The sequence below is a fragment of the Streptomyces yaizuensis genome (assembly GCF_034961445.1).
GTDB lineage: Bacteria > Actinomycetota > Actinomycetes > Streptomycetales > Streptomycetaceae > Streptomyces > Streptomyces yaizuensis.
This window is the reverse complement of record NZ_BSBI01000006.1, coordinates 1-26,874: the sequence shown is the minus strand read 5'-3', so window position 1 is coordinate 26,874 and position 26,874 is coordinate 1. Positions and strand designations below refer to the sequence as shown.

At 72.4% G+C, this 26,874-nt stretch carries 21 protein-coding genes; 14 read left to right on the top strand and 7 right to left on the bottom strand.

Features of this window, described 5'->3' with window-relative positions; all coding sequences use genetic code 11:
* The first annotated feature begins 95 nt into the window (after positions 1-95).
* Complete coding sequence (locus SYYSPA8_RS15930) at positions 96-1,082, top strand: DUF5926 family protein (protein ID WP_323447837.1); 987 nt, start codon at positions 96-98, stop codon at positions 1,080-1,082.
* A 1,382-nt stretch (positions 1,083-2,464) separates the two neighbouring features.
* Here the strand turns inward: SYYSPA8_RS15930 and SYYSPA8_RS15925 are convergent.
* Positions 2,465-3,157: a bifunctional DNA primase/polymerase gene (locus SYYSPA8_RS15925; RefSeq protein WP_323447836.1), complete on the bottom strand. Its 693-nt coding sequence runs from the start codon at positions 3,155-3,157 to the stop codon at positions 2,465-2,467.
* Positions 3,158-3,876: 719 nt separating this feature from the next.
* Between SYYSPA8_RS15925 and SYYSPA8_RS15920 the strand changes: the two genes are divergently transcribed.
* Entirely contained in the window at positions 3,877-5,436 is a 1,560-nt protein-coding gene (locus SYYSPA8_RS15920; RefSeq protein WP_323447835.1) for a PP2C family protein-serine/threonine phosphatase, read from the top strand.
* A 135-nt stretch (positions 5,437-5,571) separates the two neighbouring features.
* Positions 5,572-7,029, top strand: coding sequence for an aminopeptidase P family protein (locus tag SYYSPA8_RS15915; RefSeq protein WP_323447834.1), 1,458 nt, complete (start codon positions 5,572-5,574; stop codon positions 7,027-7,029).
* Between the two features lie 270 nt (positions 7,030-7,299).
* On the opposite strand, the gene SYYSPA8_RS15910 is transcribed toward SYYSPA8_RS15915, so the two are convergent.
* On the bottom strand, positions 7,300-7,761 hold the full coding sequence (locus tag SYYSPA8_RS15910) for an ATP-binding protein (RefSeq protein WP_323447833.1): 462 nt from the start codon (positions 7,759-7,761) through the stop codon (positions 7,300-7,302).
* Positions 7,762-8,127: 366 nt separating this feature from the next.
* On the opposite strand from SYYSPA8_RS15910, the gene SYYSPA8_RS15905 reads away from it, so the two are divergent.
* The 9 genes from SYYSPA8_RS15905 to SYYSPA8_RS15865 all read left to right on the top strand — a co-directional run bounded on the left by SYYSPA8_RS15905 (position 8,128) and on the right by SYYSPA8_RS15865 (position 18,417).
* Entirely contained in the window at positions 8,128-8,889 is a 762-nt protein-coding gene (locus tag SYYSPA8_RS15905) for a hypothetical protein (protein WP_323447832.1), read from the top strand.
* An 83-nt stretch (positions 8,890-8,972) separates the two neighbouring features.
* On the top strand, positions 8,973-9,851 hold the full coding sequence (locus SYYSPA8_RS15900) for a YcnI family copper-binding membrane protein (RefSeq protein ID WP_407706013.1): 879 nt from the start codon (positions 8,973-8,975) through the stop codon (positions 9,849-9,851).
* Positions 9,852-9,902: 51 nt separating this feature from the next.
* Positions 9,903-10,580 carry an SCO family protein gene (locus SYYSPA8_RS15895; RefSeq protein ID WP_323447831.1) on the top strand — a complete coding sequence of 226 codons (678 nt, stop codon included), beginning with the start codon at positions 9,903-9,905 and terminating at the stop codon, positions 10,578-10,580.
* Positions 10,577-11,077: a copper chaperone PCu(A)C gene (locus SYYSPA8_RS15890; protein ID WP_323447830.1), complete on the top strand. Its 501-nt coding sequence runs from the start codon at positions 10,577-10,579 to the stop codon at positions 11,075-11,077. The genes SYYSPA8_RS15895 and SYYSPA8_RS15890 overlap by 4 nt, the downstream gene beginning before the upstream one ends.
* A 25-nt stretch (positions 11,078-11,102) precedes the next feature.
* Positions 11,103-13,121 carry a copper resistance CopC/CopD family protein gene (locus SYYSPA8_RS15885; protein WP_323447829.1) on the top strand — a complete coding sequence of 673 codons (2,019 nt, stop codon included), beginning with the start codon at positions 11,103-11,105 and terminating at the stop codon, positions 13,119-13,121.
* 5 nt (positions 13,122-13,126) lie between these two features.
* Positions 13,127-14,452 carry an iron uptake transporter deferrochelatase/peroxidase subunit gene (gene efeB, locus SYYSPA8_RS15880; protein WP_323447828.1) on the top strand — a complete coding sequence of 442 codons (1,326 nt, stop codon included), beginning with the start codon at positions 13,127-13,129 and terminating at the stop codon, positions 14,450-14,452.
* A gap of 194 nt (positions 14,453-14,646) precedes the next feature.
* Positions 14,647-15,582: a prephenate dehydratase gene (gene pheA, locus SYYSPA8_RS15875; protein ID WP_323447827.1), complete on the top strand. Its 936-nt coding sequence runs from the start codon at positions 14,647-14,649 to the stop codon at positions 15,580-15,582.
* 754 nt (positions 15,583-16,336) lie between these two features.
* Positions 16,337-17,614: a serine--tRNA ligase gene (serS, locus tag SYYSPA8_RS15870; RefSeq protein ID WP_323447826.1), complete on the top strand. Its 1,278-nt coding sequence runs from the start codon at positions 16,337-16,339 to the stop codon at positions 17,612-17,614.
* Positions 17,611-18,417, top strand: a complete 807-nt coding sequence (locus SYYSPA8_RS15865) for an HAD family hydrolase (protein WP_323447825.1) — start codon at positions 17,611-17,613, stop codon at positions 18,415-18,417. The genes serS and SYYSPA8_RS15865 overlap by 4 nt, the downstream gene beginning before the upstream one ends.
* A gap of 102 nt (positions 18,418-18,519) precedes the next feature.
* Here SYYSPA8_RS15865 and SYYSPA8_RS15860 read toward each other — a convergent pair whose 3' ends face one another.
* The 4 genes from SYYSPA8_RS15860 to SYYSPA8_RS15845 all read right to left on the bottom strand — a co-directional run bounded on the left by SYYSPA8_RS15860 (position 18,520) and on the right by SYYSPA8_RS15845 (position 22,113).
* The gene (locus SYYSPA8_RS15860; protein WP_323447824.1) at positions 18,520-19,239 is read right to left on the bottom strand and encodes an ABC transporter permease; all 720 of its coding nucleotides are present in this window, start codon (positions 19,237-19,239) and stop codon (positions 18,520-18,522) included.
* 18 nt (positions 19,240-19,257) lie between these two features.
* Complete coding sequence (locus tag SYYSPA8_RS15855; protein ID WP_323447823.1) at positions 19,258-20,169, bottom strand: ABC transporter ATP-binding protein; 912 nt, start codon at positions 20,167-20,169, stop codon at positions 19,258-19,260.
* A 70-nt stretch (positions 20,170-20,239) separates the two neighbouring features.
* A complete protein-coding gene (locus tag SYYSPA8_RS15850; protein WP_323447822.1) occupies positions 20,240-21,139 on the bottom strand; it encodes an ABC transporter permease in 900 nt (299 codons plus the stop codon).
* Entirely contained in the window at positions 21,136-22,113 is a 978-nt protein-coding gene (locus tag SYYSPA8_RS15845; protein WP_323448143.1) for an ABC transporter ATP-binding protein, read from the bottom strand. Before SYYSPA8_RS15845 ends, SYYSPA8_RS15850 begins: the two co-directional genes overlap by 4 nt.
* 349 nt (positions 22,114-22,462) lie before the next feature.
* Between SYYSPA8_RS15845 and SYYSPA8_RS15840 the strand changes: the two genes are divergently transcribed.
* Complete coding sequence (locus SYYSPA8_RS15840; RefSeq protein ID WP_323447821.1) at positions 22,463-24,322, top strand: SDR family oxidoreductase; 1,860 nt, start codon at positions 22,463-22,465, stop codon at positions 24,320-24,322.
* Positions 24,323-24,515: 193 nt separating this feature from the next.
* Here SYYSPA8_RS15840 and SYYSPA8_RS15835 read toward each other — a convergent pair whose 3' ends face one another.
* Positions 24,516-25,427, bottom strand: a complete 912-nt coding sequence (locus SYYSPA8_RS15835) for an LLM class flavin-dependent oxidoreductase (RefSeq protein ID WP_323447820.1) — start codon at positions 25,425-25,427, stop codon at positions 24,516-24,518.
* Between the two features lie 95 nt (positions 25,428-25,522).
* On the opposite strand from SYYSPA8_RS15835, the gene SYYSPA8_RS15830 reads away from it, so the two are divergent.
* On the top strand, positions 25,523-26,371 hold the full coding sequence (locus SYYSPA8_RS15830; protein ID WP_323447819.1) for a Cof-type HAD-IIB family hydrolase: 849 nt from the start codon (positions 25,523-25,525) through the stop codon (positions 26,369-26,371).
* The last annotated feature ends 503 nt before the right edge of the window (positions 26,372-26,874 follow it).

Below are 26,874 nucleotides of genomic sequence, written 5' to 3'. Positions count from 1 at the left end.
GACCGCCGATCGGAGCAGGCCGGGCCTTCGGCCCCGGCACTCGTCCGGCAGTCACGACACCCAGCAGCACCGCCGTACTCGGGAGAAGCCGCACCATGGCCAAGAAGCGCCCCCAGACCAAGGCATCGAACGCCCGGCAAAAGGACCGGGGCATCGGCGCCCATGACTCCGTGCCCGTGGTCGGGGCCCGGGAAGCCTGCCCCTGTGGCTCGGGCCGCCGCTACAAGGCGTGCCACGGCCGCGCCGCCGCGCACGCGGTGACCGAGCTGGTGCAGCGCCCCTTCGAGGGCCTGGCCGGGGAGTGCGACTGGGTCGCCCTGCGCGAGTTGGTGCCCGCCGCCACCGTGCGTCTCACCCTCAAGGACGGGCTGCCCGACGGCGTGCCCTCGGTGACCCTCGCCACCGTGCTGCCGATGGCCTGGCCCGCGCTCCGCCGCGACGACGGCTCCGTCCTGCTCGGCCTCCAGAACGACACCTCCTCCGGCGACCTCAGCCGCGACCTCGCGGACACGCTGAGCCGGGCCCTCGTCGCGGAGCCGGGCAGTCCGGTGGCCGGCGAGCGGGTCCTGGGCGACGGTCCCCGGCTCCAGGACCTCCTCGACCCGGCCGCCGGCTTCGCGCCGGAGGTCCACGAGGGCTTCGAGTTCTGGGTGCAGGACGCGTCCGACGACGCCTCCCCCGAGGTGGCCGCGTCGCTGGAGCGGGCGAACTCGGCCGCGATCCCGACCGTGAAGCTCTCCGGCGTCGACTCCGCGTACTGGTGCGAGACCCCGGAGAAGAACCACCTGCGCTGGGTGATGCCCCACCCGGAGGAGAAGCTGCTGGACGCGCTCGCCCGGCTGCGCGCCGCCGGTGCCGACGCGCTCGGTGAGGGGACTCGGCTCGTCGGTTCGTTCCGTGCCCATGGGCTGATGGTCCCCGTCTGGGACCTGCCCAGCGACATGGGGGCCGAGGAGTGCGAGAAGCCCGCCGCCGCGTTCGCCGAGCGGCTGGCCGACGCGCTCGCGAAGGACGTTCCGCTTACGGCCGAGGAGCGCCGGGCCCGCGGTGGGCTGACCCATGGTCAGGTCACCCTCAGCTGAACGGAGGCCCGGCCCGGGGCCCCGCGCCCCGGGCCGGGCCGGACCGGGGCGCCGGTGGAGCGATGGTCGAGCGGCGGTCGAGCGCCGGTGAAAAATCGGCGTGACTCCAGTCACAACTCGCTCAAAGGGAAGCTGAATCCCTGTCCGAATACCCGAGATCGAATTTGCGAACCGCAGATCTCTTGTTACCGTTCTAGAAGCCCGGTCGCTGGTGCATCCCCCGTCGCCAGCGATCGGGCGTCTCCATTTCCCGACGCAGCAACGGAATGGATCCCTCCGCTGACACTCCGTCAGCGATGGCCTCGCACAGGGCAGTTGTCGCACCCTTCCCCGCCACCCACGCCCGGCGCCCGGTCTTCACGGCCTCTTTACCCAGCCCTCACATCGCCTTCCCGCTCTTCTCTCCGGACCGCCCGTCCGAAGAAACTCCCGAAGGCCCCCGAATTTCATGATCATGTCATCTTCGGGGCGGCGGGAAACCCGGGGAGATCACCACTGATACCCCTGTCCACCTCTTCTTCCCGGTCTGTACCAAGGCCCCGGCCACGGTGACGCCCGCAGCGGCCGGGCCCATCCCCCGGGGATCGCCCGGTCCCTTCCCCTGCCCTTCCGCGCCGGCCCCGGTCATCGGCGGCTCCCGGACCACTCGCGCCCGGCCGCGCCGAAGCCCGTCACCCGTGCCCCTCCCGAGTACGCCGAGGGACAGGAACGGGCAGGGTCCCGCACAGGGCGCGCACCGAGCGGCGGACCGAGCGGACCGGGCGGATCAAGCGGACCCAGCGGACCGGGCCGGCATCGGGGCAGGTCCCGCACCGCGCGCGGAGACCCGGGAGCGTCTTCGGGGGTCGTTCGCCGGACAGCGGCCGGTCTTCGGCCCGCTTGATTTCGGCCGACTCTCGCGACCTTGACCGGCCATGGGTTTTCCCGTAGTGGCGAGTTCGGCGGACGAGCCGGCTCCGGATGGCGCCCCGGCCCGGGCCCGGCATCCGACGCGGAGCCGGTCCCACCCGGACACCGGAGGAACACCGGCCCGGCCCGGCCCCGGCGGCCGCTCCCGGACCCCGGCCGAGGATTCCGGAAAACCCCGGCAGGGCTCCTTCGCGAGCCCTTCGACCCCCACCGCCCCTCCGGTCGACGGCGCTCCCCGACCACCCCCCTGGGCCCTCCCGCCCCCGCCGCCTCTCCCTCACCCGGCGGCCCCGGCCCGTACCCCTCCGTACACACAACAACCCGGACAGCCGAAAGCCCGCCGGGCCCGTCGCAGCGGAGCGACAGACCCGGCGGGCCGGTGAGAGAGAACGAAGAGAGAAGAAGAGAGAAACGAGAGAGAGGAGAAGGGGAAGGGGCGGGAACGGGGGCCCCGGCGGTCCGGGGCCCCCGGCTCAGTAGGCGAGCCTGCTGCCGCCGTCCGGCGCGTTGATGCTCGCCGCCACCAGGGCGTCGACCACCGTCTCCACCCGGGGCACCCAGGGCCTCGCGGACCCGGGCAGCGGCGCCCGCTCCCACCGGACCTGGCCCGCCCCCGTCTCCGACGGCGGCAGCACCACATAACCGCCCTCGCCGTGGAAGCGCAGCGAACTCGGCACGCAGTCCTTGGCGAAGAGCAGCTCACCGAGTTGTTCCAGGCTGTACGGGGCGACCAGCACCGACCAGCGGGTGGGCGTCGCGACCACCGGGCCCAGCCGCAGTTCCAGCCGGTCCAGCTCCGCCAGCGCACGAGCCCCGGCCACCGCCGGCAGGCTCACCGCGCACGGCGCGCTCCCACCGGTGGCCAGCACGACGGGCGCGGTCGGTCTGTTCGTCCACCACCAGCGCACCATCCGCTCGTCGGTGGTCGCCGCGAGGACGCCGGGGTCGAAGGGATGCGCCCCGGGCACCACGCATTCGAGGTCCGGGCAGGCGCAGCCCGGCCCGCGCTCACCGCGGGCACCGGAGGTCTTCCGTCCTACACCGGGAAGTACGGGCCAGCCCCACTCCGTGGCGCAGGTGAGCGCCACGTCCAGCTGTGCCGGCTGCGCAGGCCCCCTCTTGCGCCCGAACCGGAGCCAGCGTCGCCTTCCGAGGATCTCGCGCATATGCGCTCGTTCCTTTCCGTTGAACGCCGAGGTCCACATCACACCATGCATGCATGTCTTGACTGTGCGTACAGAAGTACAGATAGGTACCGGACGTACGGTGCATACCGATCGGCGTATCACTGCCCGATCGCCGGCGGCCTGGACGGCCCTCGCTTCAGCCGCGACAGGATCGCCGCCGAGGGCCGGACGTGGGCCGTACTCCATCACACACGGAACCAGCGGTGGCGCGCACTCCGACGCGCGCTCTCCACGTCGGCCCGCTGCGGTGATCGCCCCCGTACAGCTGGGGGATCCGCCATGAAGTTCTGGCGGCGGCCTACGGCCTTAAGGACGCGAGACCCGATCGCCAGGTTCCGGGGCGGTCCCAATTGCCCCTGGCCATCACTGTTTACGTACCCACCACGTCCGGTATGACGCTTTCCGCGGGGCTCCCGGGGCACGCGGCCCCGGAGAGGTCCACCGTGGGATCCTCCGCCGAACGCCTTCAGTCGACCTCAATTGGCCGCCCTCAATGGCATTTTTCAGCCAAGTTCAAGATTGCCCCAAGGGTGGTTCAAGGTCCCATAGACACCATCAATCCCACTGGTGCAATGCTGGACATCCCCTTCCTTCTCCGTGTAGATGTGGATGCATGGATAGCGGCGCAGAATGACATGAATGACATGGGGGTTTGCCATGGTCCTGAGTGAAATGCGCCAACAGGGAAGCCGGCCTCGATGAGCGCCCCCCATCTGCCGAAAGTGGCCGGAATCAACTCTTCACTTCCCCCACCTGCGCACACTGCCGCAGCTCTCTCCGCCCTCCCCGCCACGGCCACCGGGGAGCCGGGCGGCGCCCCGTCCGCACCCGTCCCCGTGCCGGGACCGGTGTCCCCGGACCGGATGGTCCAGGACCGGCTCGCCGGCTGCGTCACCGATCTGGCCACCCTCCACGATCTGACCGAACGCCTGGCCAGGACCCGTTCGCTCGACTCGGCGCTCCAGGAGCTGCTGCACGCCGGAGCCGCCCTGGTGGGCGCGCGCCGGGGCCTCGTGATCCTCGAACCGCCGCCCTCGACCCCGTACACCGGGACCGGCCGGCTCGGTGAACGCCGACGGCCCGCGCTCACCCGGGGACTGGGACTGACCCACGCCGAAATTGGCCATATCGAGACAATCCCCAGGTCCGCCACCGCTTATGGCCGAATCCTGGAGAGCCGGGACCACTCCCGATGGGACGGAACCGCCACCAAGGACCCCGTAACAGTCACAGGACAGGTACCGGGCAAGGAACCTGCATCCGCCGGAAACCCCGTACCGGGGGAGAGACGGGCGGACGCGAACGGCGGCGATGTCCTCGGGGATCTCGCCACCGGCCCCCGGGGCCGCGACGTCGCCCTCCGTCTCGGCTGCGCCGCCTGCTGCACCCAGCCGCTCGCCACCGAGACGGCCGGCACCCTGGGCGCGGTGGTCTGGCTGTACGACGAACCCGGCGCCCCCACCGAGCGCCGCCGCCGGCTCGCCGGGCTCTACACCCGGTACGCCACCGAGCACCTGGCCCGGCTGCTGGAGGTGGAACAGGCGCGCGAGACGGTGACGGCCGTCACCGAGGAACTGCTGCCCAGCCGACTCCCCCAGGTGCCCGGCGTCCGGCTCGCCGCCCGGCACCGCGCCGGGGCGCACGGCGGCGGGGACTGGTATGACGCCCTTCCACTTCCCGAAGGGGCCCTCGGGCTCGCCGTCGGCTCGGTCGGCGGATCGGGCCCCGGCACCCCGGCCGTGATGGGCCGGCTGCGGGCGTCGCTGCGCGCCTACGCGGTGATGGAGGGCGAGGATCCGGTCGCCGTCCTCTCCGACCTGGAGCTGCTGCTGCGGCTGACCGAGCCGTCCCGTACCGCGACCGCGCTCTTCGCCCACGCCGAGCCGGCGGCCGGACGCATGGTGCTGGCCGGGGCGGGGCACACCCCGCCGCTGGTGATCGGGGAGCGGCGCACCGAGTTCGTGGAGACCTCCCTCTCCGCGCCGCTGGGGATGCTCGCCTGCTGGGAGGCGCCGAGCGTGGAGCTGTCGCCCGCGCCCGGCGAAACGGTGCTGCTCTACACCGACGGCCTGCTGCGGCAGACCGGCGACACCATGGACCGGGCCTTCGCCCGGCTGCACGCGGCCGCCGCGAGCGTGCCACGGGCGGCCCGCGAGACCCCCGGGGCCGTCGCCGACCATGTGCTCCAGGCGATGCTGCCGCCGGACGGAGGCGCGGGGGACGAGGATGTCGTCCTGCTCGCGGCCCGATTCGGCTGAAGCCCCTATTCCGTGGCCCCTACCCCCACACCTCACCCTTACACCCGCTTTGTCTCGCTTCTCACACCTCGTGAACCCGCCCCCGGGTCCCACATACGATGGAGAGCGGTCCAGTGTTGTATCGAGGAGGCAGACGTGGCCGAGGAGCTCACCCCGAGTACCCCGGAAGAAGAAGAGCAGCAGATCAAGCCGCGTAAGAACGGTCTGTATCCGGCGGTGTCCGACGAGCTGGCCGAGAGCATGGCGAGCGGCTGGGCCGACACCGATCTGCACGATCTCCAGCCGATAGCGCAGGCCCCGCACACGGCCGAGCGCCGCGCGGCCCTCTCCCGGAGCTTCCCGGGTGAGCGCCTGGTGATCCCCGCCGGCAATCTGAGGACGCGCTCCAACGACACGGAGTACTCCTTCCGCGCCGCCACGGAGTACGCCTACCTCACCGGCGACCAGACCGAGGACGGCGTCCTGGTGCTGGAGCCCACGGGCGACGGCCACCGCGCCACCGTCTATCTGCTGCCCCGCTCCGACCGCGAGAACGGCGAGTTCTGGCTCTCCGGCCAGGGCGAGCTGTGGGTCGGCCGCCGGCACTCCCTCGGCGAGGCCGAGCAGCTTCTCGGCATCCCCGCGAAGGACGTCCGCGAGCTGGCGGACCAGCTGCGCGAGGCGACCGGCCCGGTCCGGGTCGTGCGCGGCCACGACGCCGGCATCGAGGCGGCGCTCACCGACAAGGTGACCGCCGAGCGGGACGAGGAGCTGCGGGTCCACCTCTCCGAGGCGCGGCTGGTGAAGGACGCGTTCGAGATCGCCGAACTCCAGAAGGCGTGCGACTCCACCGCGCGCGGCTTCGAGGACGTGGTGAAGGTCCTGGACAAGGCCGAGGCCACCAGCGAGCGGTACATCGAAGGAACGTTCTTCCTGAGGGCCCGCGTCGAGGGCAACGATGTCGGCTACGGCTCCATCTGCGCCGCCGGCGAGCACGCCACCACCCTGCACTGGGTCCGCAACGACGGCGCGGTCCGCTCCGGCGAGCTGCTGCTGCTCGACGCCGGTGTGGAGACCACCGAGCTGTACACCGCCGACGTCACCCGCACCCTGCCGATCAACGGCCGGTACAGCGACCTCCAGCGGAAGATCTACGACGCGGTGTACGACGCCCAGGAGGCGGGCATCGCGGCGGTGCGGCCGGGCGGCAAGTTCCGCGACTTCCACGACGCCTCGCAGCGGGTGCTGGCGGAGCGGCTGGTCGAGTGGGGCCTGCTGGAGGGCCCGGTCGAGCGCGTGCTCGAACTGGGTCTTCAGCGCCGCTGGACGCTGCACGGCACCGGTCACATGCTCGGCATGGACGTGCACGACTGCGCCGCGGCCCGTACCGAGTCCTATGTCGACGGCACGCTGGAGCCGGGCATGTGCCTGACGGTGGAGCCCGGTCTGTACTTCCAGGTCGACGACCTGACCGTGCCGGAGGAGTACCGGGGCATCGGCGTCCGGATCGAGGACGACATCCTGGTCACCGAGGACGGCAACCGGAACCTGTCGGCCGCGCTGCCGCGCCGGTCCGACGAGGTCGAGGCATGGATGGCGGCGCTGCGGGGCTGATCGCTCAGGATCGCTCCGGATCACTCCGGATCACTCCGGATCACTCCGGATCACTCCGGATCGTTCCGTACAGCTCCGTACAGCTCCGTATAGCTCTGGCGATGACGGGCGGACACGTGGAGGACACGGGTCCGCCCGTCCGCGTATCCGCCCGTCCACGTAACCGGGTATCCGCGTAACCGGGTATCCAGAGGGCCGCGAGAAGCCGCGTGTCCGAAAGCCGCGTGTCCGAAAAGGCCGCGAAGGGCCGTGCGTCCGGTGGCGGGGCGGCTACGACACCTTGAGCAGCGCGCCCTCCTGCCACTTCAGCACCTTGTCGAAGCTGACCACCGCACCGTGCCCCGGCCGGTTCCCGAAGTGCACATGGTCGGCCAGCTGCTCGATCAGGCACAGCCCCCGGCCGCTCTCGGCGGTCACCGGGACCTGCTGCGCCCTGGTGTGCGCGCAGCCGGCCCGCCGGGCGGGAAAGCCGGGACCGGAGTCGGCCACCTCGATACGGCACTTCTCGCCGTCGAGGTACGCGGTGACCCGGTACGCCCCCGAGTGGTCCCCCGGCCCGTGGTCGCCCCCGTGCTCCACGGCGTTGGCGCATGCCTCGCTGAGCGCGACGGAGAGGTCGAAGGAGACGTCGGGGTCGACCCCCGCGGTCTCCATCGTGCCGACCAGGAGCCGCCGTGCGAGCGGAATGCTCGCGGCCTCGCGCCGCAAGTGGAGAGACCACCAGATGCTCATGCTCCAGCCTCCTGGCCGCGGCTCGACATACCGATACGTATTGCCCGTGGGAGGTGAACCATAAGCGCGCGGTCACGCTGATTGCGCTCATTCGGCCGACGGCGCGGCCGCGCCGTTCCCGTACCCGCCGGTCGCACCCGCGCGGCGGTCGTCGGCGGCTCGCCGGCCATGGCCGAAGACGGACGTTCCAGCCACCGCGCGGGACGGTGTTGCGGCCCTGCCGTAGGGCCCCGTGGAGCGCGGTGGGATGATGACCCGGCCATGTCGTCCCCTTTGTCGTCGGCCCCGCCGCCCTTCCCACCCGCGCCGCCGGGCCACTCCGGCAGTGCGCGCGCCGAGGCCGGCCCACGGTTGCTGAGGGCCGCGGTGTTCACCGCGGTCTGTGTCGCGCTGTCCGCGACGGGGCACGTGCTGGCGTCCTGCGCGGCGGTCCCCTGGTGGACCCTGGCCGTCGGTTTCCTCGGGGTGTTCGCCCTCGTCCTGCCGTTCGCCGGCCGGGCGCGCGGGCTGTTCCCGGTCGTCGTCGCGCTGGGTACGGGGCAACTCGCCCTGCACGCGCTGTTCGGCCTGGGACAGCGGCACGGTACGGGGACGGGCGTGAGCGGCGCGGCCAACGGCGACGACGCGCTGATCCGGCTGGCGGCCGAACTGGTCTGCGGGGCCGGACCGGCGGCCCTGAGCGTGGCCGAGGCCCATGAGGTGGTCGCCCTGGCCGGGCTGACCCCGCCGGGTGCCGCCGCGCACCCGCCGGCCGCGCCCGCGGCGGACGCGGCCGGACTGCTGCCCTCCGTACCCATGCTGCTGGGCCATCTGCTGGCGGCGCTGGCCACCGGCTGGCTGCTGCGGCGGGGCGATCTCGCACTGGCCCGGCTGGTCCGGCTGTCCGAGCGCTCGGCCCGGTCCGCGCAGGAGACGACGGCCGGCGCGGCGGATGTCGCCCGGCTGCGTCCGCTGCGGGCGGCGCTGGCGCTCGTCCGCGCGCTGCGGGCCGGTCTGCTGCCGGCCGCCGCCGGTCCCCCGGGCTCCCGCCGCATGGGGGCACAGCCCTGCCCGCCGGTCTCCGGCGCGGCGCTCCAGCACACCGTGATCAGGCGCGGGCCGCCCGCCCCCTGCGTTCTCGCCGCCTGATCCGGCCCTCTCGACGGGAGTGGGGCCGGCGTGCCCGCGTGGCACACCCCTGTCCTCCTCACTTTCTGTGGAGTCTTCGCATCATGACCGCTATGCCTGCCTTCAACGCCCCCAGCGCCCCCAGCGCCTCCGACGCGTCCGACGCCTCCCACCGCTCCTCCCGTGCGACGCGTCCGGGCGGGAGCCGCGCCCGGGTCCGTGCGGTGATCACCGCCGGGACCGCCGCCGGGGTCGTCCTGCTCTGCTCGGGACCGGCGTTCGCGCATGTCGGCGTGCAGCCCCAGGGCGAGGCCGCCCGGGGCGGGTACGCCACGGTCAACTTCAAGGTCCCGAACGAGCGTGACTCCGCCTCGACCGTGAAGCTGGAGGTCAGCCTCCCCACCGACCGGCCGATGGCGTCGGTGCTGCCGCAGCCCGTCCCGGGCTGGAAGGTCGAGGTCACCCGGAGCGAGCTGGCGAAGCCGCTCACCGTGCACGGCAAGAAGATCACCGAGGCGGTCTCGAAGATCACGTGGACGGCCGACGGCTCGAAGATCGGGCCGGGCCAGTTCCAGCAGTTCCCCGTCTCGCTGGGGCAGCTCCCCGAGGACACCGACCGGGTCGTCTTCAAGGCGCTCCAGACCTATGACAACGACGAGGTCGTGCGCTGGATCGAGGAGCCCCGGGAGGGCGCGGAGGAGCCGGAGTCGCCGGCTCCGGTGCTGGCCCTGTCGGCCGCCTCCGACGACCACCACGGAGCGGGCGCGAAGACCGCCAAGGACGCCGGCAAGGGCACGGAGTCTGAGGACGGCGGGCACGGCGACCACGACGCCACCGCCTCGAAGACGTCCGGGGCCTCCTCGGCGTCCTCCGACGACGACGCGTCGGACCCGACCGCCCGCGTGCTGGCCGTGGTCGGCATCCTGGTCGGTGCCGCCGGCATCGCCTTCGGCGTCCTGGCCGGCCGCCGCCGCGCCTCGTGATCCGCCCGCCCCGGCACCCGCTGCCCGTACACACCTCAGGGACGACACTCCATGCGTAACCCGCGTACCTCCCGCACCCTGCGTAACTCCCTCGCCGCCGTGGTCGCCGCAGCGGCCGTCCTCACCCTCTCCGCCTGCTCCAGCGGCTCCGACCCGTCCGACGACGGCGTCCTCCAGGTCACCGGCACCCAGGAGCCCAAGGCCGCCACCGTGCTGGACCGCCCGTACCCCAAGCCGAACCTGGTGCTCACCGACACCCGCGGCAAGAAGTACGACCTCCGCGAGGAGACGAAGGGCAAGCCCACCCTGGTCTTCTTCGGCTACACCCACTGCCCCGACGTCTGCCCGACGACGATGAACGACATCGCCATCGCCGAGAAGACGCTGTCCCAGGCCGACCAGGACAAGCTCCAGGTCGTCTTCGTCACCACCGACCCCGAGCGGGACACCCCCGAGGAGCTGGGCAAGTGGCTGCCCAGCGCCGGGCACAAGTCCTTCGTCGGGCTCAGCGGCGACTTCGCCACCATCCAGGCAGGCGCCAAGCAGATGGGCATCGGCATCGACCCGGCGTCGAAGGAGAAGGACGGCTCGGTCGTCTCCATGCACGGCGCCCAGGTCGTCGCCTTCTCCCCGAAGACCGACGAGGGGTACGTCCTCTACGGCGAGGGCACCACGGCCGACCAGTTCGCCGAGGACCTGCCCAAGCTGATCCGGGGGGAGAAGCCGTGACCCCGCCGATCATCAGGGCCAGGACCAGGACCAGGGCCCTGGCCGGCGTGGCACTCTGCGCCGCGCTGACCCTCACCGGCTGCTCCGCCGCGGCCGACGACGGCCCGGACAAGGGGTCCGGCGGCGACCGCTCCGGCCTCTCGGTCGACGGCGCCTTCATGCCCCGGCCCGTCAGCGACATGGCGGCCGGCTTCCTGACCGTACGGAACGCCGGTGACACCGCCGACAAGCTGACCGGCGTCACCAGCCCGCTCTCCGACGACGTGACCATCCACGAGTCGAAGGACCAGCGGATGCGGCAGGTCAAGGCGTTCGACATCCCCGCCCGCGGGGAACTGGCCCTGGAACGCGGCGGCAGCCACATCATGTTCATGGGGCTGGACCAGCGTCCGGAGGAAGGCGACACGGTCACGGTGCGGCTCAGCTTCGAGAAGGCCGCCCCGCTCACCGTCGAGCTTCCGGTCAAGGACACCTCGTACCGACCGCCGGCGCACTGAGGACGAGGGGACGGACCACCACACCATGACCGCCACCACCGCCCCGCGCCTCGGACCGCTCCCGGTCCGGCCCGCAGGCAGACCGCTGCGCGCACTGCTCGCCCTGGTCGTGCTCATCGGCACGGCCCTCGGCGCGCTGCTCGCCGCCGCCGGGCCCGCTTCGGCCCACGCGGCCCTGACCGGGAGCGACCCCGAGGACGGGGCGGTGGTCGCCACCGCCCCCCGCGAGGTCACCCTCACCTTCTCCGAACAACTGGCCATGGGGAAGGACTCGATCCGGGTCCTGGAACCCAGCGGGAAGCGCGCCGACACCGGCACTGTCCGCGATCTGGCCGCCTCCGGCACCGTCGGATACGGGGTGGAACTGCGCCCCGGGCTGCCCGACGGCACGTACACCGTGGCCTGGAAGGGCGTCTCCGCCGACAGCCACCCCATCGCGGGGGCGTTCACCTTCTCCATCGGGGCACCCTCCGCGACGGAGGTGGAACTCGCGGGCCAGGAGCCCGGGGGCGGCGCCGTCGGTCTCCTGTACGACCTGGCGCGCTATGCCGCGTACACCTCGTTCGCCCTGATGACCGGGTCGGTCGCGTTCATCCTGCTGTGCTGGCGGCGCGGGGCCGCCGAACGGCCGCTGCAACGGCTCGTCGCCCGGTCGTGGGTCGCGCTCACCGCGTCCACCCTGGCCATGCTGCTGCTGCGCGGCCCCTACACGTCGTCGGGGACGCTCGGCGACGTCTTCGACCTGGCCGGGCTCCAGCCCGTCCTGGAGACGAAGACGGGCGCAGCGCTCGTCTCCCGGCTGCTGCTGCTCGGCGTGGCGGCCCTGTTCATCGCGGTGCTCTTCGGGGCGTACGCGAAGGAGGCGCGGGAGGCGCGGGACGTCCGTCCGGCGGGTGCGCGGGAGCGGGACCTGACCTTCGGGCTCACCGTCGGCGGGGTGGTGGTCGCCTCCGGGATCGCCGCCACCTGGGCGCTCTCGGAGCACGCGTCGACGGGGATCCAGACCGGGCTCGCGATGCCGGTGGACGTGCTGCACCTGCTCGCCGTGGCCTGCTGGCTCGGCGGTCTCGCGGCGCTGCTGACGGCGCTCCACCGGTCGCCCTCGCTGGAGCCGGCGGCGGCCCGCCGGTTCTCGCGGGTCGCGTTCGCCAGTGTCGCCGTCCTCGTGGTCACCGGGCTCTACCAGTCGTGGCGGCAGGTCGGCTCCTGGTCGGCGCTGACCGGTACGGAATACGGGCGGTGGCTGCTGCTGAAGGTGGCGCTCGTCGCGGTGATGGTGGGGATCGCGTGGTTCTCCCGGAGCTGGACGGCGCGGCTGGCACGGCCGACGGCGGACGCCCCGGCCGAGGCAGACTCAGAGGCTGAGACGGAGACGGAGACGGAGACGGAGACGGAGACGGAGACGGAGACGGAGACGGATTCCGGCGCCGATACCGAACCCGGCACCGACGGCGGTGCCGACCCCGCGCGCGCCGCCCAGCTGGCCCGGCAGCGGGCCGCCGTCGCGACCGCCCGCCGCAGGAAGGAGCGCGACGCCGACCCCGGCCGTGCCGGACTGCGCCGCTCCGTCCTCGCCGAGGCCGGTGTCGCCGTCGTGCTGATGGCCGTGACCACCGTACTGACCACGACGGAACCGGGCCGTACCGCCGAGGCCGCCGAACGGTCCGGCGCCACCGGGCAGGCGGCGCCGGACGCGGCCCGGGGCCCGGTCGAGCTGAAGCTGCCCTTCGACACCGGTGGCCCGAACGGCAGCGGTACGGCGCGCCTCACCCTGGACCCGGCCCGTCCCGGAGGCAACACCCTGCATCTGTGGGTGGACGGTAAGGACGGCACGCCCCTGGACGTCGCCGAGCTGAAGCTCTCCTTCACGCTGGAGGCCAAGGAGATCGGCCCGCTGCCGATCACCCCGGACCGGCTGGCGGCGGGACACTGGAGCAAGGGTTCCGTCCAGATCCCGATGCCCGGCGACTGGAAGGTCCAGGTGACCGTGCGGACCTCCGACATCGACCAGACGACGGTCACCGGCAAGCTCAGGATCGGCTGACGGACGTGAAACCCACGAGCACCGCAATCACCGGCACCACCGACCCGTCCAAAGCGGCGGGCGGCGCGCGCGAGGAAAAGGAAACGGACACCCCGGGCGGTGTCTCCCGGCGCCGGCTGCTGCGCACCGCCGGCGCGGCGGGCGCGGGCGGTCTGGCGCTGGGCGCCGCGGGCGGCGCGGTGGCGGCCGCGGCCGGAGGCGACCCGGCGCCCACCGCGCTGGCCTCGGTCGGTGCCACCGCCGTCGCCTTCCACGGCCCGCATCAGCCCGGGATCACCACCCCGCTCCAGGCGCACGGTCATCTGGCCGCCTTCGACCTCGCGCCGGGCGCGGGCCGCAAGGAGGCCGCCGGCCTCATGCGCCGCTGGTCGGCGCTGGCGACGGAGCTGATGGCGGGCGAGCCCGCCGGGACCGGCGACACGGGGGTCGCCCTGGACGCGGGACCCTCCTCGCTGACGCTGACCTTCGGCTTCGGCCACGGCTTCTTCGACCGGACCGGGCTGACGGACCGGCGCCCGGGCGGGCTCGATCCGCTGCCGCTCTTCTCCGCCGACCGGCTCGACCCCCGGCGGTCGAACGGCGACCTCTGGGTGCAGATCGGCGCCGACGACGGCCTGGTCGCCTTCCACGCGCTCCGCGCGGTCCAGCGGGCGGCGGGGGACGCGGCCCGGGTGCGCTGGCAGATGACGGGCTTCAACCGTTCGCCGGGGGCGACCGCCCGCCCGATGACCACCCGCAATCTGATGGGCCAGGTCGACGGCACCAACAACCCGCGCCCCTCGGATCCCGATTTCACCCGGCGGATCTTCGTTCCCCCGGCCGCCTCCCCCGGCGCCCCGGACGCCTGGCTGGCCGGTGGCTCGTACGCGGTCGTCCGCCGGATCCGGATGCTGCTGGACGACTGGGAGGGGCTGGACCCGCGTGAGCAGGAACGGGTCATCGGCCGCCGCAGGGCGGACGGCGCCCCGCTCACCGGTGGGACCGAGACCACCCCGCTCGACCTGCACCGGCTGGGTCCCGACGGCCTGCCGGTGATCCCCGCCAACGCCCATGCCCGGATCTCCGCGCCGGAGCAGAACAGCGGGGCGGCGATGCTGCGGCGCCCGTTCTCGTACCACGACGGCATCGGCCCGGACGGCACACCGGATGCCGGGCTGCTCTTCGTCTGCTGGCAGGCGGACCCGCTGCGGGGCTTCGTCCCGGTGCAGCGGAAGCTGGACCGGGGGGACGCGCTCTCACCGTTCGTGCGGCACGAGGCGAGCGGTCTGTTCGCGGTCCCGGGCGGAGCGGGGAGGGGCGAGTACGTGGGCCAGCGGCTGCTGGAGTCCTGACCTGCCGCTGTCGCGCCGTACGACCCCCGGGCCGTATCCCGGCCGGGAGTCCGGCGTTCACGGGAGACGGGATACGGGATACAGGGTCCGGGATACGCGGTCCGGGACACGCGGTCCGGGACACGGGTGCGCACGGCCGTCCGGTCCGTGGTCGGCGGGACCGGCGGCCCCGCGACTCCTACTACGCTGACCGCATGTCAGCCACGCGCTACACCTACCTGGGACCCGAGGGCACCTTCACCGAGGCCGCCCTCCGTACGCTGCCGGAGGCCGCCACGCGGGAGCTGGTCCCGATGGTGTCCGTACCCGCCGCCCTGGACGCGGTGCGCAACGGGGACGCGGCGGCGGCGCTCGTACCGATCGAGAACTCGGTCGAGGGCGGCGTCACGGCCACCCTCGACGAGCTGGCGTCGGGCGAGCCGCTGATGATCTACCGCGAGGTGCTGCTGCCGATCACGTTCGCGCTGCTGGTCCGGCCGGGCACCACCCTCGCCGGGGTACGCACGGTGACCGGGCACCCGGTCGCCCAGCCACAGGTCCGCAACTGGCTGCGGCAGCATCTGCCGGACGCCCTGTGGGAGTCGTCCGCGTCCAACGCCGACGGCGCCCGGCTGGTCCAGGAGGGCAAGTACGACGCCGCCTTCGCGGGCGAGTTCGCGGCGGCGACCTACGGCCTGGAGGCCCTGGTCACCGACATCCACGACGCGCAGAACGCGGAGACCCGCTTCGTCCTGGTGGGCCGCCCGGCGCGGCCGGCCGCGCCGACGGGGGCGGACCGCACCTCGGTCGTCATCTGGCTGCGTGCCGACCGCCCCGGCGCCCTCCTTGAGCTGCTCCAGGAGTTCGCGGTGCGCGGGGTCAGTCTGATGCTGATCCAGTCCCGTCCCACCGGGGAGGGGATCGGGAACTACTGCTTCGCCGTGGACGCCGAGGGGCACATCTCGGAGCGGCGGGTGGGCGAGGCCCTGATGGGGCTGAAGCGGATCTCCCCACGGGTGCGCTTCCTCGGTTCGTATCCGCGCGCGGGGGTGGCGCCGGACGAGGTCGGGCAGCCGCGCCCGGGGACCTCGGACGCGGACTTCACCGAGGCGTCGGACTGGCTCGCCCGCAGCCAGGACGGCCGGGCCTGAGCCCACGCCCTGCGCCACAGCTGAGCCCACGGCCTGAGCCACACCCGGCACGAACCCACAGCACCCGGTACCCCGCACCAGCCCGGAGGTGTGTTTCACGTGAAACACACCCGCCCACCGGCCCACCCCCGCCCGCCAGTGCGATGACCGGAACTGTCCTACCTGCCGACTTTCTCCATCCACAGAGTTATCCACAGGCGCCCCTCGCAGCCTGGGGACAAGTCGACAACATGGCGTCCCGCGACCCTGTCCAGACGACTCGCCGTCCCGGCCGCTCGACCTCCCTGTCGAGGTCCACGCCCCTGACCGGCCCTTCTTCCGTCACCCTGATTTCATTGATCAACTCTTGAGAGCGAGCAATTACCACCTGAATGCCCCCGTAGGGAGGGTTTGAGCGCAGATTCCGCCCGCCGCACGGAGATCGCGGAATGACCTCCTCCGCCCCGCACGGCACCCTCACACGCGATCCACAAGTTTTCCGCACAGCCTGTGGATAACTTTTCGGAATCCCACGGCCCTGTGGACAAGGGCAGCCCAAGTACCCCACGCCACAACGGATATGGGTCAAATTCCGGCCCCACCGACTGCCCCGTACCGGCGAACGACCGTGCTCCCGCTTGACGCCATCACCCACAACAACCGCATTCCCCACCTCCACTGCCCAATGTGGCGAAATCTACCAATTTGGGGAAAAAGCCATGTGCACCGTTGAACGCGTGGCCGGGCCGGGAGCGGGCACCGGTAGCCTGGTGGGGTGATTGACCTTCGCCTGCTTCGTGAGGACCCCGACCGTGTTCGCGCCTCCCAGCGCGCCCGTGGAGAGGACGTCGGACTCGTCGACGCCCTGCTCTCCGCCGATGAGCGACGCAGGTCGTCCGGCGTCCGCTTCGACGAGCTGCGCTCCGAGCAGAAGCAGCTGGGCAAGCTGGTCCCCAAGGCGTCCCCCGAGGAGCGGGCGGAGCTGCTGAAGCGGGCCGAGCAGCTGAAGGCCGACGTCAAGGCCGCCGAAGCCGCGCAGCACGAGGCCGAGGAAGAGGCCCGCGGCCTGCTGCTCCGTCTCGGCAACATCGTCCACGAGGGCGTGCCGGTCGGCGGCGAGGACGACTTCACCGTCCTGGAGACGCACGGCACGATCCGCGACTTCGCCGCCGAGGGCTTCACCCCCCGGGACCACCTGGAGCTGGGCGAGGCGCTGGGCGCGATCGACATGGAGCGCGGTGCAAAGGTCTCCGGCTCGCGCTTCTACTACCTGACCGGCGTCGGCGCCCTGCTGGAGCTGGCCCTGGTGAACGCGGCGATCGCGCAGGCCACCGAGGCCGGCTTCATCCCGATGCTGACCCCGACGCTGGTCCGCCCGCGCGCCATGGAGGGCACGGGCTTCCTCGGCCAGGCCGCCGAGAACGTGTACCACCTGGAGAAGGACGACTACTACCTGGTCGGCACCTCCGAGGTCCCGCTCGCCGCGTACCACATGGACGAGATCATCGACGCGGAGAAGCTGCCCCTGCGGTACGCGGGCTTCTCGCCCTGCTACCGCCGCGAGGCCGGGACCTACGGCAAGGACACCCGGGGCATCTTCCGTGTGCACCAGTTCGACAAGGTCGAGATGTTCTCGTACGTGGCCCCGGAGGACGCCGAGGCCGAGCACAAGCGGCTCCTGGAGTGGGAGAAGCAGTGGCTGACCGGCCTGGAGCTGCCGTTCCAGGTGATCGACGTGGCCACCGGCGACCTCGGTGCCTCCGCCGCCCGTAAGTACGACTGCGAGGCGTGGATCCCCACCCAGGGCAAGTACCGCGAGCTGACCTCCGCGTCGAACTGCGACAGCTTCCAGGCCCGCCGCCTGTCCATCCGGATGCGGGACGGCAAGAAGGTCCAGCCGCTGTCGACGCTCAACGGGACGCTCTGCGCCGTACCGCGCACAATCGTGGCAATCCTGGAGAACCACCAGCTGGCCGACGGCTCGGTCCGGGTGCCGCCGGTGCTCCGCCCCTACCTCGGGGGCCGGGAGCTGCTGGAGCCGGTCGCCCGGTGAGCCCCTTCCCGTACGGTCTGATCGCGACCGATCTCGACGGCACCCTGCTGCGCGGCGACGACACCGTCTCGCAGCGGACCCGGGACGCGCTGGCCGCCGCCACGGCGGCCGGGGCGGCCCATATCGTCGTGACCGGCAGGTCCGTGCCCTGGACCCGGCACATACTGAGCGACCTCGGCTACCGGGGGCTCGCCGTCTGCGGCCAGGGCGCCCAGCTCTACCACGCCGGGGAGAACCGGCTGCTGACCTCGCTCACCCTGGACCGGCAGCTCGCCGGCCTCGCCCTGGCGAAGCTGGAGTCCGAGGTGGGCCCGCTGGCCCTGGCCGCGAGCCGGGACGGGCTCACCGGCGAGGTCCTGGTGACCCCCGATTTCCTGGTCCACGACGGGCCGCTGCCGGTGGTGCCGCTGGCCGACCCGGCCGACCTCTGGACCGCCCCGCTGAACAAGATCTACATCCAGCACCCCACCCTCGGCGACGACGAGCTGACCGCGGTCGCCCGGCGGACCGTCGGCGGCCTGGTGGACGTGGTGATGGCGGGCCCGCGCGTGGTGGAGATCCTTCCGCTGGGGCTCAACAAGGCCACCGGGCTCTCCCTGGCCGCCCGCCGGCTGGGGCTGCGCGCGGCGGACACCATAGCCTTCGGCGACATGCCCAACGACATCCCCATGTTCGGCTGGGCGGCGCACGGGGTCGCGATGGCCAACGCGCACACGGAGCTGAAGGCGGTGGCCACCGAGATCACCGCGTCGAACGACGACGACGGCATCGCGGTGACGCTGGAGGCCCTGCTCGCGGCCTGACGCACAGCCCACGAGGAATGCGCAAGCGCCGGTCCCCCACCCCTTCCGGGCGGGGGACCGGCGCTTTCACGCGTCAGCCGAGAAGACGAGGTCCCGGGCCGCTCACTCCTCGCCCGCGAGCTTCAGCACCCGCAGCCGCTGCCCCGCGTACCAGGTGGCGGCCACGGTGACGACGGACAGCAGCACGACCGCCGTCGGCAGGCCGACGTCGGAGGTGACCAGATCACCGGTCGCGGTCCGCTCGCCGAGCGCGAGGGCCCACTGCTGGATGCTCAGCGTGCGCGCGCCCGGGACCAGGCTGCCGAAGAGGGACTCCCAGATCAGCGCGTAGATCATGCCGATGACGACCGCGTTCCGGCTGATCGTGCCGATGAGCAGGAAGAGCGCGGCGTACGCGATCGAGGCGACGAGCGCGGCCACGGTGTAGGCGACCGCGATCTGCTGCCCGTTCCCGTTGAGGATCATTCCGGCGATCATCGTCGGTACGGCCGAGAAGACCATCGTCACGGCGATCGCGACGGTCAGCTTGGTCAGGATGATCGTCGGCCGCTTCACCGGCTTGGCGAGGAGGTAGACGATCGAGCCGTCGTCGATCTCCGGCCCGATCGAGCCGGTCCCGGCGATCACACCGATCAGCGGCACCATCGTGGCCAGCGCGAACTGCCCCAGGACGGCGTCGGCGATCTGGTCGTCGGCACCGTTGAAGAACCGGACCGCCGCGGCGATGAGCAGCAGCAGCGCGGGCAGGATGAAGAGGATCGCGGCCCGGCGCCGGCCGAGCACGGCCCGGTAGGTGAGCCGGGCGACTGTGGGGTTGTACATGAGCCGTCACAGCTCCTTTCAGGCCGTTACGAGATACGAGAAGACGGATTCCAGGGACTCGTCCGAGGGCGAGACCGTGAGCAGGCGGATCCCGTTGGCCTGGGCGACCTTCGGCAGCAGCTGCGTGAACCGGCCGAAGTCGACGGCCTGGATCCGCAGCCCGCCCTCGGCGAGGTCCACCTCGATCCCGGCGGTGGAGGGGTCGGCGATCAACGCGGCGGCCAGCGCGCGGTCGTCGCTGGAACGCACGGAGTACCGGTGCGGGCGGTCCTTCATCAGCCGGCGGATCTTGCGGAAGTCGCCGGAGGCGGCGTGCCGCCCGGCCACGATCACCTCGATGTGCGAGGCGAGCTGCTCGACCTCCTCCAGGATGTGCGAGGAGAACAGGACCGTACGCCCCTCGGCCCCCATCCGCCGCAGCAGCTCCATCAGCTGCATCCGCTGACGCGGGTCCATGCCGTTGAAGGGCTCGTCGAGGAGGAGCACGGACGGGTTGTGGACCAGCGCGGACGCCATCTTCACCCGCTGGCGCATGCCCTTGCTGTACGTCGAGATCTTGCGGTCCTGCGCGTACTCCATCTCGACCGTGGCCAGCGCGGCCTGGGCGGCCCTGGCGTCGAGGCCGTGCAGCTCCGCGTTGGCGACGACGAACTCGCGCCCGGTGAGGAAGTCGTACATCGCCTCCCGCTCGGGCACGACGCCGATCTTCCGGTAGACGGACTCGTTCCGCCAGATCTGCTCCCCGTCGAGGGTGACGCTGCCGGTCGAGGGGGCGAGGAAGCCGCCCATCATGTTGATGAGGGTGGACTTGCCCGCTCCGTTGGGGCCGAGCAGTCCGGTGACCCCGGGGCCGATGGTCATGGTGATGTCGTTGACGGCCACGACATTGCCGAACCACCGCGAGGTGTGGTCGATCGTGAGAGTGCTCATGGGCGCTGCCCGTTCCTGGGAAGGGTGGTGGCGGTGGACACGGCGGTCGCCCGGGGGGCGACGGCGGCCGTCACAGCCCGGCCTTCGCGTAGCGGCGCATCAGAGCGGCGTACGAGCCGGCGCTCAGCGCGAGGATGACCAGCACATAGAGCAGGCCGAGGCCGGTGCCGGGCGCCCCGTCCCGGAAGTCGGACTGAGCGCCGAGGAACGCCTGCGACACACCGCCGATCAGGCTCGTCGGCGAGAAGAGGCCGAACCACGGGATGACGTCGCTGGAACCGGAGGAGTCGGCGATCAGCTGGACCACCGTGACGGCCATCGAGGTGGTGACCAGGGTCGCGATGATCGCGGCGACGCCGAAGCCCCGGCGCGGGGTGAGCGCGGCCAGCACCAGGCCGATACCGCCGAAGAGGAGGGAGAGCAGCACCACTCCGACCAGCCCCTGTCCGAAGCCCTCGGTCTGGTCGGCGAAGTCCATCTTGGCGAGCAGCGCGCCGAAGTAGAGGACCAGCAGCGGCGCGGTCGTGAAGATCAGCAGCGCGGAGACCATCGCGCCGTACTTGGCGGTGACGTAGTCGAGCCGCTCGATGGGGCGGGAGAAGTACAGCGGAATCGTACGGAAGCGCAGGTCGCGGGAGACGGACTGCGGGGCCTGCGAGGCCAGGTAGAGCCAGATCACCGGCTGGAGCGCGAGGGCGTAGTCGCTGTACTCGATCGGCAGTGCCTTGGCCTTGGTCGCGACGGCGACCGCGACGATGATGGCGGCGGGCAGCACCATGATCGCCGCGAGGATCATCGGCATGATCTTCGACTTGGCGGAGCGGCCCAGTCCGTAGGAACCGCGCAGGGACTGCACGAACAGGGAGCGGCGCGCGTAGGCGCGGCCGAGCCTGCGGCCCTCGTAGTTGCGGTATCCGATGTTGTGGATCCGGGTGGTCTCGGGGACCGCCCCGGGGGTCTGGCTGCTCATCGGGCCTGTACCTCCGTCGACTGCCGCTCGCCCTGGTGCGCCGCGTCGGGGCGGAACACCTCGGCTATGTGATGACGCCGCTGTTCCATGCGGACGAGACCGAGGCCGAGGCCGGCGACGAGGTCGCGGACCAGGTCGTAGGTCTCCTCGCCGGCGGCCTCGACGAGCAGGACGTGCCCGGCGCCGGGCAGCCCCTCCTCCGTCGCCCGGTGGAGGGTGACCCCGGCCGCGGTCAGCCGCTCCCGGAGGGCGGCGGTGCCGTCGGGGTGCTCGTCGCTGTCGGTGACCTCGACGGCGAGGGTCGTGGTGGTGCGCGTGAAGTCACTCGTGGAGCTGGAGCGCAGCAGCGAGCCGCCGTCGATGACGACGACGTGGTCACAGGTGCGTTCGAGTTCGCCCAGGAGGTGCGAGGTGACCAGGACGGAGATGCCGAAGTCGGTGTGGATCCGGCGGATCAGGCCCAGCATCTCGTCGCGGCCGACCGGGTCGAGGCCGTTGGTGGGCTCGTCGAGGAGGACCAGCCGGGGATCGTGGACCAGCGCCTGCGCCAGCTTCACCCGCTGCTTCATGCCGGTCGAGTAGCCGCCGATGGGCCGGTAGCGCTCCTCGTACAGACCGACGTGGCGCAGGGTGTCGGCGGTGCGCTCACGGGCCGCCGTCGGGGACAGACCCGACATCCGGGCCATGTGGACGACGAACTCGGTGGCCGAGACATCGGGGGGCAGGCAGTCGTGCTCGGGCATGTAGCCGACCCGCTCACGGATCTCGGCGCCGCTGGTCGCGACGTCGAGACCGAGCACGGCAGCCCGGCCCTCCGTGGCGGGGGCGAGCCCCAGCAGGATCTTGATCAGGGTGGACTTGCCGGCTCCGTTGGATCCCACGAGGCCGGTCACGCCCGGCCCGATGTCCAGGGAGAGCCGGTCGAGTGCGGTCACTCGTGGGTACCGCATGCTGAGGCTTTCGGTCACGATCACAGTCACCGTTCGACCGTAGTGGCGCGGGACACGTCAAGGCGTCAGCCCTGACGGCTGGATCGGCATCCCCCTCAGGGGGGACCTGTCCCTAGGTGGTCGATACCAAAGAGGACAGCGCGGGCCGGGGTCGGAGCGACCAAAGAAGCGGGCCCGCCGCCGAAGGACGGGGCCCCGCGGCCGTGGAGGCGGTCTTGACGCGGTCGGCGGGCCTGGCCAGATTCATGGCTGTCACACCGTGCCGACGGACGGCCGTACGACCGTACGCCGGTACGCCGGCACGCCGGTACGCCGGTACGCCGGTACGCCGGCAGGACATGCTCGGCCAGGTGCGGAAAGGGGTCCGGGAGACATGGGTGGACAGGGCACGCGGGAGCGCCGGGTCCGGGCGGGCGGAATCGAGCTGTGCGTCGCCGAGATGGGTGACGCCGCCGACCCGACGGTCGTGCTGGTGCACGGCTACCCGGACAGCAAGGAGGTGTGGTCCCGGGTGGCGGAGCGGCTGGCGGACCGTTTCCACGTGGTGCTGTACGACGTACGGGGCCATGGCGGGTCGACCGCTCCGAAGCCGCTGCGCGGCGGGTTCACGCTGGCGAAGCTGACGGACGACTTCCTGGCGGTCGTGGACGCCGTCAGTCCGGACGGGCCGGTCCATCTGGTCGGGCACGACTGGGGCTCGGTCCAGGGCTGGGAGTTCGCGACGCTCGCCCGTACCCGTGGGCGGATCGCGTCCTTCACCTCGATCTCCGGGCCCGCGCTGGACCACTACGTCCACTGGATCAGGGACCGGGTGGCCCGGCCGACGCCCCGGCGGGCCGCCGCACTGCTCCGGCAGACCGGAATGTCCTGGTACATCGGACTGTTCCACGCCCCGGCCCTGCCCGAACTCCTGTGGCGGGGGCCGGTGGGGAAGGTGTGGCCCGATGTGCTGAGGCGGCTGGAGCGGCTGCCCGACGACGGCTATCCGACCGCGTCGCTCGCGCGGGACGCGGTGCACGGCCTCTGGCTCTACCGCGACAACGTCCGGGCCCGGCTGCGGGATCCGCGCCTCGACGCGGTCGCCCACGCCCCGGTCCAGGTGATCGTCCCGACGGGGGACGGCTTCCTCTCCCCGGCGCTCCAGGACGATCTGGAGCGCTGGGCGCCCCGGCTGACCCGGCGCACCCTGCGGGCGCGGCACTGGTGTCCGCGTACCCGGCCGGACCAGCTGGCGGAGTGGATAGCCGAGTTCGCGCTCGCGGCGGTGGCGGGCCCGGAGGGCGCGGCGGGCGCGGAAGGTCCTTCTCGGGCGGCCGGCAGCCGGGGGCCCCTCCTGCGGCGGGCGGCACGGAGTAGGTTCCGTTTCCCGGCCCGGAAGACGGCCTCGGAACCGGCCCGGCGACCGGCCCGGGACCCGCGTGCGGAACGGTTCGGCGGCCGGCTGGTCCTGGTCACCGGGGCAGCGAACGGAATCGGCCGGGCCACGGCGCTGGCCTTCGCCGCCGCCGGGGCCCGGGTGGTGGCCGTGGACCGGGACGGGGAGGGCGCCGCCAGGGTCGCGGGCGAGGCCCGTACGGCCGGGGCGCAGGCGGCCTTCGCGGAGACCGTGGACGTGGCGGACGCGGAGGCGATGGAGAAGCTCGCCGAGCGGGTCGCCCGGGCGCACGGCGTGGTGGACGTCCTGGTCAACAACGCGGGCATCGGGGTGTCCGGCCCCTTCCTCGCGACCCCGCCCGAGGAGTGGCGGCGGATCCTCGACGTCAATCTCTGGGGCGTCCTGCACGGCTGCCGGCTCTTCGGACGGCAGATGGCCGCGCGCGGGCAGGGCGGGCACATCGTGACCATCGCGTCGGCCGCCGCCTATCAGCCGTCGCGGTCGCTGTCCGCCTACGGCACCACCAAGGCGGCCGTGTTGATGCTCAGTCAGAGCCTCCGTGCCGAACTGGCCGGGAAGGACATCGGCGTGTCCGCCGTCTGCCCGGGGCTCGTGCTCACGGGCATCACGGCGACCACGCGTTTCGTCGGGGTCGACGCGGCGGAGGAGCGGCGGCTGCGGGAACGGGCGGGACGGCTCTACCGGTTCCGCTCGTATCCGCCGGAGAAGGTGGCCGACGCGGTGGTGCGGTCCGTACTGGATAACCGGGCGGTGGTCACGGTCACCCCGGAGGCGCGGGCCCTGCTGGCGCTCTCGCGTTTCGCGCCCGGGGCCGCCAGGGCGCTGGCCCGGCTGTGACCGGACCGGTGACGGCGGTCCACGGGCCGTGCCCGGGGCGGATGTTCAGCAACCCCGTGGCACGGCCCGTGTGTTGTCCACAGAAACGGGAATTACCCTGTGGATAACTCGCCTTGGCTGTGGATCAAACCTGTGGAACGACTTTTCTTTCCGGTCTTTCCAGGCTTCCGGTCTTTCCGGTTGACCAGGTGGTTCAGGCGGGCCGGACGCCGGCGAGCTGCGCCGGGGCCTCGGTGGCGATCCGCTCGAAGACCGCCGGATCCGACGCGAAGTCGGAGTCGGGAATCGGGGCGTGGACGACGATCTCGGTGAAGCCCAGCTCGATGTGACGGCCCGCGAAGTCCACGAACGCGTCCAGCGACTCCAGCGGCGCCCCCCGGTCCGGGGTGAAGCCCGTGAGCAGCACCTTCTCCAGCTCCGTCGCGTCCCGGCCGGCCTCCGCGCAGATCTTCCCGAGCTGTTCGAGCTGGAGCCGCAGCGCCTCCCGCGACTCCTCGGGGGTCCCCGTCTCGAAGATCTTCGGATCGCCGGTGGTCACCCACGCCTGCCCGTACCGGGCCGTCAGCCGCATCCCGCGCGGCCCGGTCGCGGCCACCGCGAACGGCACCCGGGGCCGCTGCACGCACCCGGGGATGTTGCGGGCCTCCACCGCCGAGTAGAACGCCCCCTCGGCATCCACCGACGGCTCGGTCAGCAGCCGGTCCAGCAGCGGCAGGAACTCGCCCAGCCGGTCGGCCCGCTCCTTCGGCGTCCACGGCGTCTGCCCCAGCGCGGTCGCGTCGAAGCCCTGGCCGCCCGCGCCGATGCCCAGCGTGAACCGGCCGCCCGAGAGATCGTCCAGCGACATCAGCTCCTTGGCGAGGGTCACCGGATGCCGGAAGTTCGGCGAGGTCACCAAGGTCCCCAGCCGGATCCGGCCGGTGACCCCGGCCGCCGCGGCCAGCGTCGGCAACGCTCCGTACCAGGGGCCGTCACGGAAAGTACGCCACGACAGATGGTCATAGGTGTAGGCGGTATGGAACCCGAGCTGTTCGGCGCGCAGCCACTCATCACGGCCACCGCTGTGCCAGGGGCGGACAGGGAGGATCACGGTGCTCAGACGCATGACGCGAGCGTACGCGCACCAGTGGCCCCGGGAGCACTCCCGCGTCCCCCCGTCCCTCCCGTATCCGGCGCCGAGCCGTACGGGAGAATGGACCGGTGACCCCAGCAACCGCCCCCCGGCCCGTCCCCCGGCTGATCGCCACCGATCTGGACGGCACCCTGCTGCGCGACGACAAAACGGTCTCGGAGCGCACGGTCGCGGCCCTCGCCGCCGCCGAGGAGGCCGGGATCGAGGTCTTCTTCGTCACCGGCCGGCCGGCCCGCTGGATGCACGTCGTCAGCGAGCACGTCCACGGCCACGGCCTCGCGATCTGCGCGAACGGCGCCGCCGTCGTGGATCTCCGGGACGGCGGCCGGGTCCTCACGGTCCACCCCCTGGAACGGCCGACCGCCCTCGCCGTCGTCCAGGCCCTGCGCGCCGTCGCCCCCGGGGTCTCCTTCGGCGTGGAGACGACGGTCGGCTTCCACCACGAACCCGTCTACCCCCGGATGCAGGCCTACGACCCCGGGATGATCGTCGCCGTCGCCGAAAAGCTCCTGGAGGAGCCCCCGGGCGGCGGCGCCCCCGTCGTCAAACTCCTCGCCCACCACTCCGAACTCGCCCCGGACGCCTTCCTCGGCCTCGCCCGCGAGGCCGCCGGGGAACTGGCGTCGCTCACCCGGTCCAGCCCCTCCGCCCTGCTGGAGATCAGCGCCCCCGGCGTGAGCAAGGCCAGCACCCTGGCCCGCTGCTGCGCCGAGCGCGGCATATCCGCGGCCGAGGTCGTCGCGTTCGGCGACATGCCCAACGATGTGGAGATGCTGACCTGGGCGGGCACGTCGTACGCCATGGGGAACGCGCATCCCGACGTGTTCGCGGCGGCGGGGCGGCTGACCGCCGCGAACAATGACGACGGGGTCGCGGTCGTCATCGAACGCATCCTGCACGACCTGCCCGACACCTAGGGCCACCGTCCACCCGCCCCTGCGCGCGGGCGGCCTCGCGCTGACCGGGCCGCGTCGGTACGTGTGCGACGCGCTCGTCCGGGCCCCGGGCTGCCTGTCCCGCGTCGGTACGGGTGCCTCGGCCTCCCGTCCAGGGCCCCGGCTGTCCGGCCCGTGTCGGTACGGGGTCCCGCGCCTTCCCTTCCCCCGGCGGGGGTACCGGCTGCCCTTCGCGTGGTCCGTGGGCGGGGGTGCAGGGTCGCCCCCGCAGGGGATCGGCGGAGCCCGACCCGCACACAACCTCGTGAGTACGCTCGCCGACCCCGAGGAGGTGAGCCCGGAGGCCCCGCCAACCCGCACCACCACCCGCGCCCGGGACAGGCCGCACAAACCCGCCCCGTCAACGTTGACCCGCACACAACCCGCCTCGCCGTCGACCCGAGCAAATCCCGCCTCGCCGACGATCACCCGGCAAAAAACAGCCCCGCCGGCGATTGAGGCGCGGGGGCGACCCTGCACCCCCC